This window comes from Streptomyces sp. NRRL S-340, from assembly GCF_000720185.1.
Classification (GTDB): Bacteria; Actinomycetota; Actinomycetes; order Streptomycetales; family Streptomycetaceae; genus Streptomyces.
This window is the reverse complement of the sequence record NZ_JOIY01000008.1, coordinates 68,347-85,946: the sequence shown is the minus strand read 5'-3', so window position 1 is coordinate 85,946 and position 17,600 is coordinate 68,347. Positions and strand designations below refer to the sequence as shown.

15 protein-coding genes are annotated in these 17,600 nt (G+C 70.3%); 11 read left to right on the top strand and 4 right to left on the bottom strand.

All coding sequences use genetic code 11. The features are described 5' to 3' along the window. Window positions 1-182 precede the first annotated feature (182 nt). Window positions 183-1,166, bottom strand: coding sequence for an NADP-dependent oxidoreductase (locus IG64_RS07770; protein WP_037853519.1), 984 nt, complete (start codon window positions 1,164-1,166; stop codon window positions 183-185). A gap of 104 nt (window positions 1,167-1,270) precedes the next feature. Between IG64_RS07770 and IG64_RS07765 the strand changes: the two genes are divergently transcribed. The 9 genes from IG64_RS07765 (at window position 1,271) to iolE (ending at window position 10,162) form a co-directional block, all read left to right on the top strand. Continuing rightward, window positions 1,271-1,951 (top strand): TetR/AcrR family transcriptional regulator, encoded by a 681-nt coding sequence (locus IG64_RS07765; RefSeq protein ID WP_037853746.1) that lies wholly within the window; start codon window positions 1,271-1,273, stop codon window positions 1,949-1,951. Window positions 1,952-2,344: 393 nt separating this feature from the next. After that, complete coding sequence (locus tag IG64_RS07760; RefSeq protein WP_037853518.1) at window positions 2,345-2,533, top strand: hypothetical protein; 189 nt, start codon at window positions 2,345-2,347, stop codon at window positions 2,531-2,533. Then, entirely contained in the window at window positions 2,530-3,171 is a 642-nt protein-coding gene (locus tag IG64_RS07755; protein ID WP_078883849.1) for a PRC-barrel domain-containing protein, read from the top strand. The genes IG64_RS07760 and IG64_RS07755 overlap by 4 nt, the downstream gene beginning before the upstream one ends. Beyond that, on the top strand, window positions 3,168-3,602 hold the full coding sequence (locus IG64_RS07750) for a hypothetical protein (RefSeq protein ID WP_037853517.1): 435 nt from the start codon (window positions 3,168-3,170) through the stop codon (window positions 3,600-3,602). The genes IG64_RS07755 and IG64_RS07750 overlap by 4 nt, the downstream gene beginning before the upstream one ends. Window positions 3,603-3,835: 233 nt before the next feature. Next, complete coding sequence (locus IG64_RS07745) at window positions 3,836-4,651, top strand: class I SAM-dependent methyltransferase (protein ID WP_037853516.1); 816 nt, start codon at window positions 3,836-3,838, stop codon at window positions 4,649-4,651. 893 nt (window positions 4,652-5,544) lie between these two features. Then, window positions 5,545-7,458, top strand: coding sequence for a GMC family oxidoreductase (locus tag IG64_RS07740; protein WP_324609562.1), 1,914 nt, complete (start codon window positions 5,545-5,547; stop codon window positions 7,456-7,458). 66 nt (window positions 7,459-7,524) lie between these two features. Beyond that, on the top strand, window positions 7,525-8,685 hold the full coding sequence (locus tag IG64_RS07735) for a ferritin-like domain-containing protein (RefSeq protein WP_051812474.1): 1,161 nt from the start codon (window positions 7,525-7,527) through the stop codon (window positions 8,683-8,685). After that, window positions 8,682-9,248 carry a hypothetical protein gene (locus IG64_RS07730; protein ID WP_037853515.1) on the top strand — a complete coding sequence of 189 codons (567 nt, stop codon included), beginning with the start codon at window positions 8,682-8,684 and terminating at the stop codon, window positions 9,246-9,248. The genes IG64_RS07735 and IG64_RS07730 overlap by 4 nt, the downstream gene beginning before the upstream one ends. After that, entirely contained in the window at window positions 9,245-10,162 is a 918-nt protein-coding gene (iolE, locus tag IG64_RS07725; protein WP_037853513.1) for a myo-inosose-2 dehydratase, read from the top strand. The genes IG64_RS07730 and iolE overlap by 4 nt, the downstream gene beginning before the upstream one ends. A 651-nt stretch (window positions 10,163-10,813) precedes the next feature. Here iolE and IG64_RS07720 read toward each other — a convergent pair. The 3 genes from IG64_RS07720 to IG64_RS07710 form a co-directional block, all read right to left on the bottom strand. Further along, window positions 10,814-11,647, bottom strand: a complete 834-nt coding sequence (locus IG64_RS07720) for a PIG-L family deacetylase (protein WP_037853510.1) — start codon at window positions 11,645-11,647, stop codon at window positions 10,814-10,816. Between the two features lie 408 nt (window positions 11,648-12,055). Further along, window positions 12,056-12,712: a response regulator gene (locus tag IG64_RS07715; protein ID WP_037853507.1), complete on the bottom strand. Its 657-nt coding sequence runs from the start codon at window positions 12,710-12,712 to the stop codon at window positions 12,056-12,058. After that, window positions 12,712-15,072, bottom strand: coding sequence for a sensor histidine kinase (locus IG64_RS07710; RefSeq protein ID WP_078883848.1), 2,361 nt, complete (start codon window positions 15,070-15,072; stop codon window positions 12,712-12,714). Before IG64_RS07710 ends, IG64_RS07715 begins: the two co-directional genes overlap by 1 nt. 138 nt (window positions 15,073-15,210) lie before the next feature. Between IG64_RS07710 and IG64_RS07705 the strand changes: the two genes are divergently transcribed. Further along, a complete protein-coding gene (locus IG64_RS07705) occupies window positions 15,211-16,323 on the top strand; it encodes a CPBP family intramembrane glutamic endopeptidase (protein ID WP_037853740.1) in 1,113 nt (370 codons plus the stop codon). 266 nt (window positions 16,324-16,589) lie between these two features. Continuing rightward, the gene (locus IG64_RS07700) at window positions 16,590-17,600 is read left to right on the top strand and encodes an aldo/keto reductase (protein WP_037853505.1); all 1,011 of its coding nucleotides are present in this window, start codon (window positions 16,590-16,592) and stop codon (window positions 17,598-17,600) included.

Here is a 17,600-nt window from a genome sequence, read left to right as displayed (position 1 = left end):
CCGTTAGCATTTACTAACGACTCCATTTCCCTATCCGTTAGTGACATGGCGCTCGGTTGGGAGGCTGCGTGCGATCTCGAGGCGCCGGAAGGTCCTTGCAGCGGAGCTACCAGCGCCTTCCGGCAACGCCGCGAGCGTGCGTGCCGGGCGGCGCGGGCCGGGCGCCCGTTTGTTCGCGGCTCTCAGTCTGTTCGTGGCTCCCAGTCGACCCTGACCACGTACTTGCCCCGCACACCGCCCGCCTCCAGCGCCCGGTGCGCCGCCGCTGTCTCCTCCAGCGGGAAGACCGTGTCCACCGCCGGGCGCAGTGCCCCCTGGGTCACCTGCCGGGCAAGGTGGTCGAAGAGCGCCCGCTTGGGGTTGCCGCTGAAGAAGCGCACCCGGCTGCGTCCGTGTACGGCACTGGCCGCGATGTAGCCGAGCGAGGCGGCGGGACGCGTGGGGTCGAAGGCGATGGAGACCATGCGCCCACCGGGTTTCAGCAGGCGCCGGAAGGCCCGCAGGTCGGTGCCCGCCGTGTCGAGGACCACGTCGAACAGGCCCAGTTCCGCAGGCCTGACGGTCCGGTGGTCGACGGCGTGGTGGGCGCCGAGCGTGCGGACGAAGTCCAGATTGGCGGCGCGGGCCAGCGCCGTGACCTCGGCACCGTATGCCTGCCCGAGCTGGACGGCGGCGTTGCCGACGCCGCCCGCCGCGCCCCGTACGAGCAGCCGTTCGCCGGGGCGCAGCGCGGCCTTGTCGCGGAGCGCGGTGATGGCGGTGGTCGCCACCGGCAGCGCGGCGGCGGACACCAGGTCCAGTCCGTCCGGGACCCGGCCGAGCCGTTCGGCCCGCACGGTCACGTACTCGGCGGCGCTGCCGAACTTGGCGGCGGCGCCCATGACGCCCCACACCCGGTCGCCGACCGCGACACCCGTCGCGCCCGGCCCCAGGGCGACGACCTCGCCGGTGAGGTCCAGCCCGACGCGCTGCGGGAACTTCCGGCCGGTGAAGAGGCGGAGACGGCCGGAACGGACCGCGAGTTCGCCGCCGTTGACGCTGAACGCACGCACCCGCACGAGGACCTCGCCGGGCGCCGGTTCGGGGCGCGGCACCCGGCCCACGTACAACACTTCGGGACCGCCGAAGCGGTCGAACAGCACTGCTTTCATCATGCGGTCGTTCATCGTTCTCACCTTCACTACGAGCGGCCCTGCGGGGGATCCGGGGGCCGAGCGTAGGCTGGGAAACGGACGGCATCGTCCGCTTGGGCCGGAGATGAGAGACAGTGGTGGGCGAATCTTCTCGGATCGCGGGTACGGACGGACTTCGGGCCGACGCCCGGCGCAATCGGGGGCGCATCCTCGTCGCCGCCCGTGCGGTCTTCGCCGAGCAGGGGATCGATGCGCCCATGGCCGCCGTCGCCCGGCGGGCGGGAGTCGGCGTGGCGACGCTGTACCGGCGGTTCCCGACCCGGGACGCCCTGGTACGGGCCGCGTTCGCGCAGCAGATGGAGATCTGCGCCCGGACGCTCACCGAGGCGCTGGCCGACCCCGACCCGTGGCGGGGCTTCCGACGACTGGTCGAGAAGATCTGCGAACTCCAGCGGGAGGAACGGGGGTTCCCGGCCGCGTTCGTCGCGGCTTTCCCGGACCGTACGGCGCAGGACGCGCGGGTCCGGGAACAGGCCGAGCGTGACTTCACGGTCCTGGTCCGCAGGGCCCAGGCGGCGGGTGCGCTCCGGGCCGATTTCCATCCCTCCGACCTCACCGTGGCCCTGTTGTCCCACTGCGGTCTGGTCACTGCTCTGCCGCACGACCGGTCGGCGTCCCGGCGCCTGGTGGCGTATCTGCTCCAGTCGTTTCGTGCCGAGGCGGCCCACGGCGTGCTGCCCCCGCCCAGCGCGCTGTCGCTGCGCAGTCTGCCGCTCGCGGCCGGCGCCTCCCCCGGACAGCGGCCTTCCAGGATCTGATGCGAAGCGGCGTCATCACGCAGGCCCTTCGGCCACCGGGGCTCTGGCCACCGCCCAGGAACTGTCAGTGGTGCTCCACCCGGTGGACGCCGTCGGTGCCGGCGCCGCGGCTCCCGGCAGCGAAGCCACAATCAGGTCGCCCCACTCCCTCATCTCCAAGGAGCGGGTACGGCCTGTAGGTGGGGCCAGGCACAACGCGGCGAGGAGAACCCCCGTCGTCTGTGCGCTGCCTGCCGGTCACCGGCCCACCCGGCTTCCGGCTTCCGGCTTCCGGCTTCCGGCTTCCGGCTTCCGGCTTCCGGCTTCCGGCTTCCGGCTTCCGGGAACGGTTGCCCGCAGGCGTGCGGTGGGCGTACCGCGGGCAAGCGAATAGCCCAGGGAGTTCGCCGGAACATGGCGGCATTCGCAGTCAAGACTGTACCGAGGTGGTCGGCGATGGTGTGGTGGGGCTGGGTGGTCCTTCTCGTCGCGGTGGCGATCGTGCTCACTGTCACGGTGCTGGCGGTCCAGGCGAGGCGGCGCAGTGGGACGGTGATCGCCGTCCGGCCGGGGGGCCGCCGCCGGCGGGGAGGTGCGCTGTGATCGCGCTCGCGCTCGCCTCCGAACTGACCAAGCGGGTGGTGGTGACGCTGGATGGTGAAGCCGTCGCCCAGATCAAGGACACCGTCTTCGACGCCGACGGGGGCCGGATCACCGGCTTCACCCTGAGCGGCCGCGGCCTGCTGGCCGGACCGCTCAAGAAGGTCCTGCCGTTGTCCGGAGTGCACGCGATCGGACCGGCCGCAGTGATGATCCCCAGTCAGGCGGTCCTGGAAAAGCGGGGCGTGGCCATGGGCTCCGGCACGGGAGGAGGGGGTCAGGTCATCGGTACTCCCGTCCTCACGGACCAGGGGACCGAGGTGGGCACGATCCTGGACGTGGTGATCGAGGGCGGGCGGAGCGGACGGGTGATCGGTTTCGAGATCGCCGCCAACGAGAACCTGGACCGGCGGGAGCGGAAGGCGTTCATCCCGCGCGGGGAGACTCTGGCCGTCTCCGGACGTGCTCTGGTCGTACCGGCCCACGCCCGCCGCTTCGTCGCCGACGACCTGCCCAGCTTCAGTGCCCAGGTCGAGGCCTTCCGGGCGCACACAGTGACCGGACACACGGACGCCCCCGTCGACACGGCCCTGGACACACCCACCGAAACACCCGTACGTGGAGAGGGGGATCCGACATGAGGCTGTTCACCCAGACCCAGGGCCTTCCGGTGATCACGGTGGAAGAGGCCGAACCGCTCGGGCGGGTGGAGAGCCTGACCATCGACCCGCACACCAGGAGCATCGCCTGTCTGCGCCTGTCCGGCGCCCCGCGACACGCCACGGCCATCGCCTGGAACGCCGTCGAGGGGGTGGGGCGGGACGCCGTCATCGTGCGCTCGCACGCCGCCGGTCCCGGCGAGAAGAGCTTCCCCGCCCATCAAGAGGCCCTGGGTCACCGGGTCCTGACGGAAGACGGCACCGAGCACGGCAGCGTCAAGGACATCGCCTACGACTCGACGACCGGACGCGTCCTGACGCTCTACACAGCCCTCGGCGAGATCAGCGGAGACTGTCTCCTCGGCCTCGGCGGCTACGCGGTCGTGGTGCGGATCCGGAGCACCCGGCAGTAGCGGTCCGGCGACGGGCTGACAGGCGCCCTTCGCCAAGAGGAGCCCGGGAACAGTACGACCGCACATGCGACTTGCAGCACTGACGGCGGTCCCACGCGGGGATCGCAGGCGCTGGGTGCGCGCATGACCGGCCGGCCGCGCATGGCCCTGGCTTCCGCTCGTCAGGCCTGTCGGCATCCATCGTCTAGGGTGGCGCGGTGACTGATGAGCAGGAGCGGGTGCAGCCGTCGGGAGTGTGGGCCACGGCGGTGGGGGTGGCCAGGGTGCGGGCGCTGGAGACCGAGCGGGAGAACGCGCTGTTCCGTGACCCGCTGGCGCAGGCCTTCGCCGCGGCCGGCGGCCTGTGGCCCTCCTCGCCGCCGCTGCCCGATGACGAGGCCGCGCGACGGCGCCGGCTGGCCGTGTCGTTCTCCATCGTCATCAGGACGAAGTTCCTCGACGACCTGCTGCTGCGGGCCTGCGCGTCCGGTGTCCGGCAGGTCGTGCTGCTCGGTGCCGGCATGGACAGCCGGGCCTTCCGGATGGACTGGCCCGAAGGCACCCGGCTGTTCGAGGTCGACACCGCCGCGCCACTGGACTTCAAGGCTTCGGTGCTGCGCCAGGAGCGGGCCGTCGCACGCTGCGAGCGGATCACCGTCGCGGTGGATCTGCGGGAGGACTGGCCGGCCGCGCTGGCCGCCGCGGGGCACGACCCGGCCGTACCTACCGTGTGGATCGCCGAAGGACTGCTGATCTACCTGCCCGAGGACGCGGTGGAGCTGCTCCTGGCCCGGATCGGCGCGCAGTCGGCGGCAGGCAGCCGGCTGGGGCTGACGTTGGGCTCGCGCGGTGTGATCGAGCGCTTCGGTGCGGACGCCGTGCCGGGATCGGCGGCGTCCATGTGGGTCTCGGAGATGCCCGACGACCCGGTGGGCTGGCTGGCCGGGCACGGCTGGGAGGCCGGCAGCCACACCCTGCGCGAGTGCGCTGCCGCCTACGGCCGCCCGATCAGCACCCCGCCGCGGCGCGAGGAGCGGCCCGGCGGACTGATCTCGGCGGTCCGCCGGTAGAGCACCCTCCCCGAGCAGGTCCGTGACGGGATGGAGGTTACGGCAGTCATCTTCTGTGACCATCACGCGCCGGAGAAGGAGGCGCTTTCATGTCACGTAGTCACACGCATGTGTCCGACGAGGACACCGACGGGGCGTGTCCGCTCGCCGAGGTGCACGTGAACGCGACGGTCTGTTGACGAGGACCGTGCACCCCGCCGTGCCGCCGAACGCCGAGTAAGAGCTGCGAACAAAAGTGGGTTCCGATCAGCGGGCGGTGTCCGGTGCGTGCGATCGCAAGGCGCCGGAAGGTCCTTGTGGCGGAGCTACCAGGACCTTCCGGCAACGCCGCGAGCGTGCGTGCCGGGCGTCGGGAGCCGGGCGCCCCTTTTGTTCGCAGCTCTAAGGCCTACGACTCCACGGCAGCGCCGGCGGCAGCGGCGCGGGGCAGCCGGGTCACTGATCACGGCCGAACGGTGGATCCACCGACAAGATCCCCGCTGCGGTACGGCGAAATGACAACGTCATATGCAAGCATCGCGCTGAGGCCCTTCCCGCGACCCCCAGTGGATCAGCGAGCGGCGTCAGCTGTGGTCCATCGCAAAGCGGAGGATGGTCCTCGTATGCGATGTACGCGGACGATCCGAAAACGCGGCGAGTGGCCGCAACCGGCGGCGGGACCCGCTGGGACTACGGGAAGCCCTTGGCGATTCATCGGTGGGTGCCGCGGTGCTTGCTCGCCTTGGTTCTCCAGCTTGAACTCGGATTCCGAGCTGGTTCTCTCCGCTAGTGCAGTGGCGTGCTTTCGATAGTCATTCAATCACCATCCGTTCTGACGGCTGGTGGGATCTGTCACCGGGCTGTTCTGCCCGTAACCGGGGTGAGGTCACCCCCAGACGCGACAAGGGGCGTCGATGATGTCTTACGACGGTACGGACCAGGTGATCTTTCCAGCCGGTGCCGCGACGCGGACCAGCGCCGCAGAGGCCGCGCAAGGCGAGTGGGATGCCGTTGTCGTCGGTGGCGGCATGGCAGGTTCCATCGTCGCCGAGCAGCTGGGCCAGGCGGGCTACCGGGTGGTGATTCTCGAAGCCGGTCCCGGCAAGGACCTGGACCTCGCCGAGTACGAGTCGTACCTGTCGCGGTTCTACGGCGCAGTCGTCAAGGACAACCAGTCTCCGTACCCGTTCAACCCGAACGCCCGGATGCCCAGGAGCACCGACACCATGCCGGTGCGTCCGGACACGCCCCGAGACGACTTCTACCTCGTGCAAGAGGACAAGTACTGCACGGACACCACCTTCACCCGGGTCCTCGGCGGCACCTCCATGCATTGGGAGGGGAAAGCGCTGCGCATGCTTCCCGAGGACTTCGACCTGCGCACCAAGTACGGCCAGGGCCTGAACTGGCCACTCAGTTATGACGACCTGGAGCCCTACTACCGGCAGGCCGAGGCCGAACTGGGCGTAGCCGCCGAAGTCGAGGACCAGACCTACCTGGGAATGCATTTCCCGAAGGGATACGTGTTCCCGATGCACCGCATGCCGCCGTCCTATCTCGACCGGACGGTCGCCCGGGGCGTGGACGGCATGCGGGTCACCCTGGCGGACGACGAATACACACTCCGGGTGCGGAGCTTTCCGCAGGCCCGTAACGGCGTGCCGAACGCCGCGTACGACGGCGGCAAGGGCTTCGTCCCGGTCGGCGCGGTCAGCACGAGCCAGGTGGAAGAGGGCGAGCGCTGTCAGGGCAACACCAACTGCGTCCCGATCTGCCCCGTGCAGGCCAAATACCACGCGGGAAAGACGCTGGCCAAGGCGCTCCGCAAGGGCAACGTCACGATCGTGACGCAAGCCGTCGCGTCCAAGGTCGAGATCGACGAGCACGACAAACGGGTGACCGGCATCACCATCAAGAACTACGAGGCGCTCAACTCCGAGAAGTACGAGACGTACACGGTGAAGGGCACCGTCTACATCCTCTGCGCGCACGCCATCGAGAACGCCCGGCTCATGCTGGCCTCCGACATGCAGCGGATGAGCCGAAGCAAGCTGATCGGCTGCAACCTGATGGACCACGCGTACCTGCTGTCCTGGGGCCTGCTGCCCAAGCCGGCCGGCACGATGCGAGGCACGACCTGCACGAGCGGGATCACCGACCTGCGCGGCGGGCGATTCCGCGGGATCCAAGCCGGATTCGGCGTGGACATCCACAACGACGGCTGGGGGTGGGCGACCGGCTCGCCCTACACGGACCTGGTCGAACTCGTGGACAAGCGGGGCCTGCGCGGGCCGGAGTTGCGCAAGACGCTCGGGAACCAGATCTCCCGGCAGCTTCTGCTGGCCTTCATGATCGACCTGCTGCCCGACAAACGCAACACGGTCACCGTGGACGACCGGTACAAGGACGCCCTCGGCAACATGAAGCCGGTCGTGTCGTTCAAGATCCCGCCCTACACCATGCGAGGCGCCGCGTTCGCACGCAAGCTCGCGACCGCCATCTTCGAGAAGCTCGGCGCTGAGGACAGGACCACGTACGACAAGGACAGCTACAGCGCCGTCGAGCACGACGGCCAGTGGTACAACATCGTGGGCGGCAACCACCTGGCGGGCACTCACATCATGGGGACCGACCCGGCGAACTCCGTGGTCGACCACACCCAGCACTCGTGGGACCACGAGAACCTCTACCTTGTCGGGCCCGGCAGCCTGCCCTCGATCGGGACGTCCAACATCAGCCTGACCATGGCGGCGCTCGCTTTCCGCAGTGCGGCCCACGTCGTCAGGCACCTGCGTGCCGCGAAGGCGCCGGTCACCGTCCGCAGGTAGACGGCTTGCAGAACGGCGGGTTGAACGCGACACCGCCCACCGCCCACCGCCCACGATTGGGGGAACATGTCCGTTTCAGCATCAGAGCCCGCTCCGGACCCCAAGATCCAGACCATCGAGGAGCTGCACGAATACCTGTACAAGGGGCTCCAGCTGGAGCATGCAACGCTCCCGCCCTACCTGACCGCGCTCTACTCGCTGCATCCGGGGAAGAACTCGGACGCCTGGCATGTCATCAGGGTCGTGGCCGTCGAGGAGATGCTGCACCTCACCCTGGTCGCGAACGTCATGAACGCCGTGGGCGGGACGCCGGACCTCACCAAGCCGAACTTCGTACCGAATTATCCGACGCGACTGCCGTGCGGTCCCGACTACTTCGAGGTGCATCTCCGGCCGTTCTCGCAGGAGGCTCTCGACACGTTCCTGAAGATCGAGAAGCCGGTGGAGGCGGATACCGAGGAAGACAGGTTCGTACCGGTGGACTGGGCGGCCCTCGGACTGACGTCCAACGGCGCGGCGCCGTCATCGGAGAAATTGGCGGAACTCGAGGAGTCCGGGGCAACCTTCGGCCTCGTCCCCGGAGAACCCACCGAGCGTTTCCTGAGTATCGGTGAGTTCTACGAGGAGATCATCCGGGGAATCAACCACCTGGAGGACCAGGCCCGTAAGGCAGGGAAGACGATTTTCACCGGCGATCCAGCTCGCCAGGTGACTCCCGAGTACTTCTACTCCGGTGGCGGCGACGTGATCAAGGTGACCGGCCGCGACACCGCAGTCGCGGCGCTCACCCTCGTCGCGGAGCAGGGTGAAGGGCTGCACGGTGGCATCTTCGACAGCCAGGACGAGATCGCCCACTACTACAGGTTCCAGCAGCTGGAAAAGGGGAGGTACTACCAGAAGGGCGATGAGCCGGGCGAGCCTTCCGGCCCGGATCTGAACGTCGACTGGGATGCGGTCTATCCGGTGAAGCCGGACATCAAGCTGGCGGACCTCGCGGGAGACCCGGAGATCCTGGCGGCGGCCAGGGAATTCAACCAGTTCTACGCCACCTTCCTGACGAGCATCAATCTGGCCTTCAACGGCCAGCCCGACCTTCTGCTCAAAGCGGTCTGGGAGATGTTCCGGATGCGCGACAGTATGCACCGACTCGTCCGCAACCCGCTCACAGGGCATCCAGGGGCGAACGCCGGCCCGACATTCGAGCTGTCGAAGGAGGCGGGATCGTGACGCACAGCACGGACGCAGAAAAGAAGCTGCGTGATTTCGTGAAGTTCTCTGCCACTGTGACCGGGTTCAGCGAGTTCGACCTGTGGGGAACCGGTCAGGCGGAGGTGTACTACAAGACGGTGGTGGATCAAGAAGGCTTGGATGCGATCGAGAAGGCGATGGCTTCCGATCCCTCTGCCGCCCCCGCCGATCCGGTGGTGAAAAGCATCATCAAGCTCTGGTATGTCGGCGTCTGGTACGGCCCGGAACTGGTGGGACGCATGGACGTGGCGGCCTGGACGGCGCCCGGACGGAGCGGAGCGAAGCCCGCCGTCCCGGACGACAGCCGGCCCGGGGGAAGCCGGTTCTGGCAGGCCATGTCCGGACAAGACCAGGACGGGGAAGACCCCGCGCACGGCGGAGACGGACGCAAACCCCTGTTCGTCGTCTCCTCCGACGCCTACACCGAGGGCCTGTTGTGGCGGGCCATCGGTGCCCATCCATCCGGCGCGAAGGCACCGGGCTACGGATCGTGGGCCACTCCGCCCACATTCGAGGACTGCCAAGAGGAGGAAGTGTCATGACCAGCACTGTCCCGAACCTGGGTCGCGACAAGGTATCACTCGGCGTAACGCCGACACTGTGGTGGAACGACGACTTCCCGCTGATCGACATCGGGATCCCGTTCGAGCAATGCGTGAGCGAGATGGCGCTCGCGGGATTCCAGGGCTGCAGCATCGGTCACAAGTACCCTTCCGACCCCGCCGTGCTCAAGGAAGCACTCGACCTGCGTGGTCTGAAGGTGTCCGAGCCCTGGGTGAGCACCTACTTCACCATCGGCGAAAAAGACCGGACCGTCGAAAACTTCAAGAGGCAACTGAAGTTCCTCGAGAAAGTGGGCGGCAGGGACATCGTGGTCGCAGAATTCGGACTGTCGTCCCACCTGCAGCCCATCCCGGTTTTCAAGCACCGCCCCGAGTTCACCGACGAAGAGTGGGATCTCCTCACCAGCGGGCTCAACGAAATCGGCAAGCTGGCCGCGGACAACAAGATGCAGCTGTGCTACCACCATCACATGGGCACTGGCGTGCAGACGGCCGAAGACATCGACAGGTTGATGGCGCACACCAACCCGGACCATGTGCATCTGCTGTTCGACACCGGACATCTCCAGTTCGCGGGCGACAACCCACTCAAGGCCGCGGAAAGACACAAGCAGCGGATTAAGCACGTTCACCTCAAGAACGTCCGCCAGTCCGTGGCCGACAAGGTGAAGAGCGACCACCTGTCCTTCCAGGAGGGAATCCTTCAGGGCGTCTTCACCGTTCCCGGAGACTCGGAAGGCGCGATCGACTTCAAGCCCATCCTTTCGACGCTGGGGGAAGCCGGCTACGAGGGATGGCTGGTCGTCGAGGCCGAACAGGACCCGGCGACGGCACACCCGCTGAAGTACGCCAAGATGGCCCGTGGTTACCTCAGCGAAGTCCTGGGATGGTGACGAGGAGTACACAGCACATCTGTCGCAGCTTCTTCATGTTCACCGTCAACCTGCGCCCGGGTGACCCCCGGCACGCCGAGGGCGCCGTCAGGCACATGAGGAAACTGCAGGACATCGGGTGAACCGGCTTCGCCGTGCCCGTTTTCCCGAACGGCGCCGGCAACCCCCGAGCGGACGTACCTCGCTACGAAAAGCTCAGGACGGCTCTCGACGCAGTCGGCTTGAAGGACGTAGGTCTGACCACCAACGTGGCCACGACGCCGGCCTACGATCCCACATCGCTGATCCCCGGGGAACGCGACGCATCCCTTGTCCACCTCAAGTCCCGGGTGGACATCACAGCGGCCCTGCGCGGCACCATCACGGCGTCACGTCCCACTGACTGCAGGCCCCCCCGGGGGCCCCCGACGCATCTGCTGCCGCGACGGCACGTCCAGCCCCGGTACCGGAGGGGCGTTGGCCGAGGTCGACGGCAGTCCGTGCCGGCCGTGACGGTCATCCGGCGCTTCGCCGGCGTGCTCCGGCCGGCGGCGCGCCCAGGGGGCAGGGCGGCGCGGGCCGCCCTGCCCCCCACTCGGCGGCTGCGCGCGCTGTCGTGGATCTGGTGTTCTCAGGATCAGAGACCGGAAAAGCCGACCTCTGCCCGCCGGATCAGTGCAGTCCGGCGAAGAGGTCGTTCTCAGGTAGGGCCGCTCCGGTCGTGTCCCGGACCCGTACGAAGGTCTCCATGCCCATCAACTCGCCGAACCGCTCCCGGCCCATTTTGAGGAAGAAGATGTTCTCGCCCTGACTGGCGTGCGCGGCCAGTGCGTCGAACTTCTGGCCGCTGAACGCGGTGGTGTCCACCCAGGTCGTGATCTCCTCGTCGGGGAGGCCTATCTCGGCCATCGCGGCGGCCTCGGCGGGATCCGGCTCCGGCATGTCCTCGTGGAACTCGCGCATGACCTCGCCGAACCGCCGCATCGCCGAGCGGGGCATCGTCGTCCAGTACACCTTCGGGGTCAGCTCGGTCATCTCCAGTGCCGCCATGGTGATGCGGTGGGCCTGGATGTGGTCGGGGTGCCCGTAGAAGCCGTTCTCGTCGTAGGTGACGACCACGTCGGGCCGGTAGTGCCGCATGAGTTCCGCGAGGCGGGCGGCGCCTTCTTCCACGGGCGTCTGCCAGAAGGACCCGGGGGTGTCATTGCTCGGCCAGCCCATCATCCCGGAGTCGGCGTAGTCCAGCATCTCCAGGTCGCTGATCTTCAGGACCTCACAGCTCGCCTCCAGTTCCTGACGGCGCATCAGGGCGACGGCCTGCGGATCGTGTCCCGGATCGCCCGGCTTGACACCTCCCGGCCCGTCCCCGCAACGGCCGTCGGTACACGTCACGAGAACCGTGCGCATGCCCTCCGCCGCGTACCGCGCGAGGACTCCTCCGGTTCCGGTGGCCTCGTCGTCGGGGTGGGCGTGCACCGCCATGAGCGTCAAGGGCCGGTCAGTCATCAGACAATCCTCCTGGGGACTCGCGTGTCGGTCCGGGTGCGCGGCGAACGTACCGCGGACCCGGGAGGGCCCGGATCCTGCGTCGGCGACGACCTCGCGCCTTCCGCGCTCCCCGCCCGTGCTGTCCCGGTCCCCCGGTCCGTGCAACGCTGCCGGCCGAACCGGCTGTTCCCGGAACGCACCGAAGGTTTCGCGAACGGGGACGGCAGGCGCGGCAGGCGACATCAGCGACGGCATGGCGCCGTGGGCGGCATCGGCGTCCTCGGCGGCGTCAGCCGCATCGGCATCCCCGAGGCACTGGGCGCCACCGGCGTCCTCGGCGGCATCGACGCCCCGCGGCGGCATCAACATCCCCGGCGGCCTCGGCGGCCGCAGGACCGGTGGTCAGCCGTGCGCGGGCCGGCCGGGTCACACGGCGGGCGTGCCACCGGGCCGGATCAGACCGCTCTCGTACGCCAGGATCGTCGCCTGTACCCGGTCGCGCAGGCCGAGTTTGGCCAGGAGGGCGTTCACATGCGTCTTGACCGTTCCCGTGGCCACGCCGAGTTCGGTGCCGATCTCGGCGTTGGTCCTGCCCGAGGCGATCTGCAGGAGCACCTCGCGCTCGCGCGGGGTGAGCCGGGCCAGGAACGCGGGCGCCGGAGGCGGCAGCGAGCCGCCCCGGGCGAAGGTGTCGATGAGCCGGCGGGTGACGCCGGGGGCGAGGATGCCGTCGCCTGCGGCCACCACCCGGACGGCGGTCAGCAGTTCCTCCGGCTGAGCGTCCTTGAGCAGGAAGCCGGACGCACCGGCCCGCAGGGCCTCGTACACGTACTCGTCGAGATCGAACGTCGTGAGCACCAGCACCCTGGGCCGGGTCTCCAGCCCGGTGATGAGACGGGTGGCGGTGAGTCCGTCCATGCCGGGCATGCGGATGTCCATCAGGACGAGATCGGGTGCCCGGGCCGCCGCGAGTTCCACCGCTGACGCCCCGTCGCCCGCCTCCGCCACGACCGTCAGGTCGGGTTCGGCGTCCACCATGGCCGCGAAACCGGCGCGGACCACCGCCTGGTCGTCGACGACCATCACATGTGTGGTGACGGCGGCACCTCCTGAGTCGGAGTGGATCGCGGTGAGACGGGGAGTGACACCTGCACGGTACCGGTCGGAGCGAAGGTGATCCGTCCCTCTCCCGCGTCGGCCTGCACCCGCAGGCGTTCCGCGACCGGCCCGGTGACCGCGAGGGGTACTCCTGACACCGTGATGTGCAGGGTAGCGCGGCGCCGGCGGAGGGTGACCCGGGCCGGCCCCCGGTCACCGGCGTCGAGGGCGGACGCCGCCATCCGGTACGCCAACAGTCCCACTGACGGCGGTAGTTCCTCGGCCGCGCCGGTCAGGCCGCGCAGCCGTACGTCCCGTCCCGCCGCCCGCAGCCGGCGGCACAGTGCTCCGAGGTCGGCGGCGGTGGGCGACGGTGCGAGCCGCTGACCGCGCTGGTCGGCTCCGTCGAGACTGTGGAGCAGCTCGCGCATCGCGGCGAGGGCTGAGCGTGCCGCGTCGGCGACGTCTTCCAGCCGTCCGTGAGCGGCGTTCTCGGCGACGCCGGCGGTGCGGTCCAGGACCGCTTCGCGCAGTTTCGCCGCCAGCCGCCGCCGTTCGGCGTCCGCCGCGAGGGCGGCCTGCCGTGCCGAACTGGCGAGCGCGTGGTCCTCGCGCGCCAGCACGCGCAGCCGGCGGCGCCGGACCGCCAGTCCGGTGGTCCACAGCAGCGCGAACGCCGGTGTCAGCAGGGCCCATGTCACCGCGGTGATGACGAGGGCCGAGGTCCACGAGGCGGGTAGGCCGCCGAGCGTCCCGTCGGCGCCGGCCGTGACCGGCAGCACCGCCGCCACGGCGGCCGAGGCCACCAAGGCCAGTGGCCAGGTGCCGGCGGGGCGGGGGCCGTACACCGCGACGGCGTAGACCGCGAGCGCTTCGGCGACGAGGCCTGCGGCGAGGAACTGTGCCATCGGGGCGGGCAGGAGTGAGCAGGCGACGGCCGGCGGCCACAGCCAGGCCGCTGTCAGTACGCCGGCGAGGGCGGCCCGGGGTGCGCGCCGCCGCCACAGCAGCGGCAGTGCGTGCACGGCGGCCAGCAGGGCGAGGACGGCCAGACGGCCGACGCCGGTCCGGTGGCCGGTGTCCGTCCGGTTCTCCATGTCGGCGAGGGCCACGAACAGGGGCAGAGTACCGGCGGCGGCGGTGAGCGCCGGGTCGCACAGGCGCTGTACGCGCAGTGCGTCGCGGCGCCGGGGTGCGGTGGTCGCGGGCTGCGGGACGGTGTCGTCGGGCAGCGCCGCCCGCACCTGCCAGCCGCCGTCGGGGCCGGGTCCCGCGGTCAGCCGCCCGCCGGCCGCGGCCGCCCGCCTCCGCATGCCGTCGATCCCCCGGCCCGCGCCCAGTGCGGCTGCCGGGCGCGGTGTGCCGGCGGGGCGCGGCGCGGTGTTGTCCACCGCCAGCAGGAGCTGCCCGCCGGAGCGCCGCAGGCACACCCGCACGGCCGTGCCGGGCGCGTGGCGCAGCACGTTGGTGAGGGCTTCGCGAAGGATGCCCCAAGCGGCCTCAGCGGCCGGGCCCGCCAGGTCGGGAGGGATCTCCGTGGCGATGGGGCGGCCGAGTCTGCCGAACTCGGCGACGAGTTCCCGCATCCGTGCGGTCATCGGCTGCGGTGGGCCGGGCCGCTCCGCGTCCTGGAGCAGGCCGACCAGTCCCCTCAGAGCGGTGAGGGTTTCGGTGCCGGTGCGCTCCGCGAACGCGAGAGCCTCCGCCCGCAGGCCGGGTCTGCTGCCGCCGAGCCGACGGGCGGCGTCCACGGTGACGACGACGGACGTCAGGTGATGGGCGCTCACGTCGTGCAGTTCCCGGGCGAGACGCGCGCGTTCGGTCTCACCCGCCCGCCGTCTGCCGTCCTCGGCGGTGGCCAGCCGCCGGGCCGCGGTGAGCCGCCCGGCGAGCCATTGCCGCCGCCTCTCACCGAGTCCCGCACAGAGCGCGTAGACGACCGTGCTGAGCACCAGTTCCGGTACGAGCGCGGGGTGCGGGCCGACACGCAGGAGGGACAGCAGCCATTCCGTACCGATCACCGCCGCCGCAGCCCGCACGGTCACGGAGGCGGGGCGGAGGACCGCCAGGGAGTACAGCGCGGCCAGCGTGCCGATGCCGAGGTACCCGTCCGGCCAGGACAGCTGTCCCAGGACGGAAGCGGCGACCGTCCACGCCAGCGCCCCCACCGGTGTCCGGCGGCGGTGGCCCAGGGCGGCCGTCTGGACGGCCAGGGCGCACACCGCGCCGGCGGCGCCCGCCGCTCCCGGGGCGGCTTCTCCGGCCCAGGCGGCGCCGGGGCCCAGCCAGGCGGCCTCGGCCGCCGCGATCATCGCAGGAGGCAGCCAGTTGCGTATCGTCTCCATGTCCGGGCCGAGCCTACGGCGCCGCCGGACCGCCCGGCGCACGCCCTCCCCGGCCGGGACCGTCTCTACCTTTGGGTAGAGACGTGGATCCTGCGCACGGCCGATGACGGGGGACGGCCGCTCGGGCAAGTTGTGATCATGAAGTTCTCGCCTCCGCCCTGCGCACCGCCGCTCCCGTTCCACCGGCTTGCCCGTGTCTCGCGCCGCTACCGCTGGTGGCGGCCGGTGACGGGAACGCTGTTCATCGGCGCCGCCTGGACGACGGCGCTGGGGCTGATCCTCCTTCTCGCGGCCGTGATCGGTGACATCGGCGGCTACCCGGAGGACCGGGACGGCCTCGCCGACTTCGGGCCGGTGGCGAACACGGCCGTCGATCTGCTGCTGATCGCCTCCGTCATACCGTTCGTCCTGCTGGCCGCGGGCTGGATCGGCCGCCGTCCGGCCGGTACGGCGTCGTCGGTCGCCGGCGGGCTGCGGTGGCGGTGGCTGGGGCTCTGCGTCCTGGTGGCGCTGCCGGTACTCGCCCTGTCCTTCGGGGTCGTACTGCTGCTGCCGGGGCAGGACGTGGCACCGTCCGGGTGGGCGCGCCCGGAGGCGTTCCTGCCCGCGATGGCGATGCTCGTCGTCCTGGTTCCCCTGCAGTCGGCCGCCGAGGAGTACGTCTTCCGGGGCTGGCTGCTGCAGTCCGTGGGCGCCTTCTTCCGCTCACCGTGGTGTGCGGTGGCGCCGCAGGCCGTGCTCTTCGCAGCCGCTCACGGCTGGGGCACGCTGTGGGGCTTCGCCGAACTCGTCGTCTTCGGGCTGCTCGCCGGGGGGCTGACCGTTCGCACCGGCGGTCTGGAGGCGGCCATCGGTCTGCACGCGGTCAACAACCTTCTGGCATTCGGCCTGTCGGCGGCGGCCGTCGACGGCCTCAGCAGCGAGGAGACGGCCGCCGACGCGACCTTGCCCATCGTCGTGATCGACCTCGCGGGCGTCGCGCTCTACACGGTCGCCGTGCTGTGGTTCGCCCGGCGCCGCCCGCCGCAGCGCACGGCCCCGGCACGGGAAGCCGTGCCGGTCCCCTCGTCCTTCGGGTGCTCCGGCTCCCCCACGTCCGCCCCGCCCGGACACTCCCCCGCGTCCGCCTCGCTCCGGCAATCCCCCGTGCCCGGCCCGCAGGCCACCGGGACGCGCCCGACGCCCGCGCCCGCCCCGCACGCGGCGCCGGGCGCACCGGAGACCGCCGGGCGACCTCCGGTGCAGCCTTGAATCACGGGCCCGCCCCCTCTGTCGTCCCTGACATTCCCGATCCTGATGGGCAACGGGTGGACCTTACGGACAGCCTTGCATTAGCCCGCGTCTGCAATTATTGTGAACGCACATAAGGCGCTCCTGCATCTAAATGCGGTTCGCCAGTACCGCCCGGCGGGTCCCCCACCCCGTGCCCGGCTCCCTCGGGCGAGCCGCCGCACCGGGAGGCATCCGCTCCCGCAGCCTCACCCCACACCGAGGCATCGATCGAAAAGGCACCGTTCATGTCCCTGAAGAACATCCTTCCCGGCCGGCTCGGCTTCGGCACCGCCCCGCTCGGCAACATGTTCCGCGCGATCCCCGACGAGGACGCCCGCGCCACCGTCGAGGCCGCCTGGGACGCGGGTATCCGCTACTACGACACCGCCCCCTTCTACGGAGCCGGCCTCGCCGAGCAGCGCCTGGGCCAGGTCCTGTCCGCCAGGCCCCGCGACTCCTACGTGCTGTCCACCAAGGTCGGCCGGGTCATCCTGGACGAGGAGGAGACCGACGTCCCCGACTTCGGCGAGAAGGGCGGCCTGTTCGAGCACGGCAACCCCAACAAGGTGCTCCACGAGTGGACCGCCGACGCCACCGAGCGCTCCATCGAGGGCAGCCTGGAGCGGATGGGCGTCGACCGCTTCGACATCGTCTGGGTCCACGACATCGCCCAGGACTTCCACGGCGACGCGTGGGTCCAGAAGTTCGAGGAGGCCCGCACCGGGGCCTTCCGTGTCCTGTCCCGCCTGCGGGAGGAGGGCGTCATCAGGGCCTGGGGTCTGGGCGTCAACAGGACCGAGCCCATCGAGATGACCCTGGCCCTGGACGAGCCCAAGCCCGACGGGTTCCTGCTGGCCGGCCGCTACACCCTCCTCGACCACGCCCACGCCCTGCAGCGGCTGCTGCCGATGGCCCAGGAGCAGAACGTCGACATGGTCGTCGGCGGCCCATACAGCTCCGGCATCCTCGCCGGCGGCACCCACTTCGAGTACCAGCAGGCCCCGCCGGAGATCATCGAGAAGGTCAAGCGTCTCAGGGCGCTCACCGACAAGCACGGCATCAGCATCAAGGCCGCCGCCCTGCAGTTCTCCCTGGCCCACCCGGCAGCCGCCGCCGTCATCCCCGGCGCCACCCGCCCCAGCCGCATCGCCGAGGACACCGCCGCTCTGAACGAGACCGTCCCGGCCGCGTTCTGGACGGACCTGCGCGCCGCGGACCTGGTCAGCCCCGCAGCACCGCTGCCCGACGGCGCCTGA